This is a genomic window from Amphibacillus indicireducens, from assembly GCF_039539605.1.
In the GTDB taxonomy this organism is placed as follows: domain Bacteria; phylum Bacillota; class Bacilli; order Bacillales; family Amphibacillaceae; genus Amphibacillus; species Amphibacillus indicireducens.
In genome coordinates this window covers 1-2,993 of record NZ_BAABDL010000103.1, presented here as the reverse complement: position 1 = coordinate 2,993, position 2,993 = coordinate 1, and the positions used below count along the sequence as shown (strand labels likewise).

Here is a 2,993-nt window from a genome sequence, read left to right as displayed (position 1 = left end):
ATTGGTTATTTTTAATTGATTTGATGCGGTTTATTCAGGTTTTATGATTGGGCTATGAATAATCTAGGTAAAAGTAATAATTTCTAAATGGGACGTAATAATTATTAGACTTGCTTTTATCCAAATTATATTTTTCAATATAAGTAGCTTGTGCCCAATTTAATCCCTTTGGTATTTCTTTTGTTTTTATTATAATTTTTCTTAAGAAATTCCCCAGATCTTCCATCAATGAGTTTGCAGTGTCTGATTCCAAATATAACTCTTTCCCATTATTCAAGCTAATTAGAAATGCTCTATCTTTTTCATTAATCTCTTTTCCCATTTTTACCTCTTTAACACTTGGTAGAGATAAAAGCCTATCTTTTAAATTATTTAATGCTGGAGTAGTTATGTCTGCGTCATCAAATCCAGATTTATATAAGTTGAATGCAGCAGCTGTTCTATATAGCATAAAGTTTTCTAAAGCTGTCCTATTTCCATCATAAGTAAATAGATTTATCCAGTAATTTTTATCATTTGAAATGACTTCTAATTTACCTAATCTATTATGATTATTAATAGATTCTTTTAATTTTTTTTTCATCTATTACTAAATATTTTTTTAAATCACTCATGTTAAGATCTCCCATCCGTCTTAGTTTTAATAGTCTAATCAGTTCTTTAAGTAAACTGTTACACTGTCTACTTCTCAAACTTTCTCTATTTTTATACTGTAAACACTATTCGCTATCTCTTTGCAACTCTTACATTCAAAATTCCTTTATTTTTGTGATTAAAGTCTGATATTCCATTAATAACGTGATGCTAGTATAGTTAGATATTATTTGTAAACAGGTGAATCATACTGAAGATATAATTCAATTGTGTGATAGAGTTAAAACTTTAATATTATTTTTATTTAGTATCAAAAATTTTTGACTTCTTCTATAAATTAAGTTGTGCTAAGAATTAATAATATTGTTTAGTCCTACAATTCCATAGCAAATATTCTTTTTCTATTTTCTCATCCAGAATTCGATACAGGTATATTTTAACAAGTCTTTAAAAAATTCATCATATTCCCTTTATAAATTCACTATTTTCTAGATTTCTTGAATGTCACTTTCTTATGTCACTCTGGATAATCTAACTCCTTCCTTAATTTAGTTGCTGTTTTCTTTGTATAAGGGTTCCCAATCAGAAGGCCATATACTTCGATATTCGGTAAATATAACGCACTGTCTTTTTTTTCGTTCAGCTCTTCTTTATAACCTAGCCGTTTTAAGATATAATAACCGATAGCTGAACTACGACTGATTCCTTGCTCGCAATGGAGTACAAAATACCTATCAGAATACTTATCAATATAATCATCTATAATAATTTTATCTTTTTCGGTCAATCTGTTACTGCCTACAGGTGTATTACGGTCAATTTCATCAGCAAAAGTCCATTCATCATAAAAGGCTAAAGATAGTGTATCTGTATAGCGATCTGAAGCTGCATCTTTGACTGGCGCTCTATCCCCAATTCTAATAGCTACAACTTGTTCTTTTGAAACTGGAGGTACCCACTCTAAAAACCTTTTACGGCTCATGATAGTTACTTTATCCAATAGCAATCCCCCTCGTATTTTTGCACAGTTATTTTTGATTTTCCTTCAATCCCTAAAAGTGTTGAACCTTCTAGGAATTACATTAAGTGTATTCTATCAAACCACTCAGCAAGACCAATCTAATCGTTTAGGCTCATTCAATGATAAAGAAATCATCCCCTTTATGTTGAAGTTTTTTTATTTACTCAGAACTTGTTTATATGCCGTAGGAGCGTCATTATAATATCGACTTGATTTATATGAATAGATAATATTTAGCAATGGATTTAACACATCATCGATCAATAGCTCATTTGCAATATCACAATTCCACCTTTTTTCTGTGTCTATTATCTTTCTATCCATACTCTGGATCTACTTGTTAGAGGTCTGCCTTAAGTTACGTGACGATGAATTCGTAAATTCTATCCAATTCAACAATAAACTTTGTATCTTAATTATAAACAGTCCTTAGTCGGTTTTTTCCACCCTAAAAATATTTTTGATATTTTATTTAGTTTTCTGATTTTTATAAAAATCCCGATTCAATCTTAACGTCAGGGTGTGATTCGTGAAGCTTATTTTTACAATGCAAGTAATCCATAACGAGCTAGTGGTTCGTTATATAACTGCATCACAACAATCATTAAGTTCTTTATCATTTACAAATAATAATTGATCTTGTCAAATTTCCATCATTAAATGTTGTTACCAATCTGAGGCACTATTCCTGCATTATTCATAACTTGATTTTTTATAGGTGATTTGCCCATTAAATTGCCAAAAGTGAATGCCAGTTAGGGAAATTTAGTTTTTATAACTAAATAAGTATGGTTGCTCGTTAAATTTTCACTTTTCTCTATCCACTTTTTCCTATCAAACTTAAAAATGGGCAGACTTATCCCTCGAGATGATTTCAGTTTTTAAAATGATGAATGGCTATTGATTGGGTCACTCAATAAGCGGTATGCCCTGAATTTTTTTCAAGGCGAACCAAAAGTGTTTTTTATAAAGACAACTGCTACATAGTTTGAAGGTCGTATAACGGGCTGTGTTGATTACTTTACCTGCTATTTTAATCAGCTTAATTCTAACAGTTGCTATGGTGCTTTTATTCATGCTTTCTTGGATTCATTTTCTCATATTCCTTGATCACAGGGCCAATAAAGCTGACAACGTTACGAGACGTATAAACGTTACCTGCACGAAGAACGGCTTTGATACAATCACCCGTTAAGCCATCAAACAACACGAGCGGATGATAGCCGGTGGTTTGGTAATGGGCATTGTAATCTGTGCCGTATTGTTTGCCACAAGTCGTGAAATTGGCTGAATCTAAATCAAAAAAAAAATGTTCGCTTGGCTTAAGCTTCTGAACGCGTCGGTTCAATTTTTGATTGACCTGTTGGATCTGCTTCAT

General features: G+C 31.4%; 4 protein-coding genes. All 4 read right to left on the bottom strand.

Annotated elements, in window-relative coordinates; genetic code table 11:
- Positions 1 to 52: 52 nt before the first annotated feature.
- Positions 53 to 583 (bottom strand): hypothetical protein, encoded by a 531-nt coding sequence (locus tag ABD814_RS09455; protein ID WP_344912540.1) that lies wholly within the window; start codon positions 581 to 583, stop codon positions 53 to 55.
- Positions 584 to 1,111: 528 nt separating this feature from the next.
- Complete coding sequence (locus ABD814_RS09450; protein ID WP_344912538.1) at positions 1,112 to 1,594, bottom strand: hypothetical protein; 483 nt, start codon at positions 1,592 to 1,594, stop codon at positions 1,112 to 1,114.
- A 930-nt stretch (positions 1,595 to 2,524) separates the two neighbouring features.
- Positions 2,525 to 2,692 carry a transposase gene (locus ABD814_RS13320; RefSeq protein ID WP_425549076.1) on the bottom strand — a complete coding sequence of 56 codons (168 nt, stop codon included), beginning with the start codon at positions 2,690 to 2,692 and terminating at the stop codon, positions 2,525 to 2,527.
- On the bottom strand, positions 2,685 to 2,993 hold a 309-nt coding region (locus tag ABD814_RS09445; protein ID WP_425549075.1), incomplete at its 5' end, for a transposase. The genes ABD814_RS13320 and ABD814_RS09445, both read right to left, overlap by 8 nt.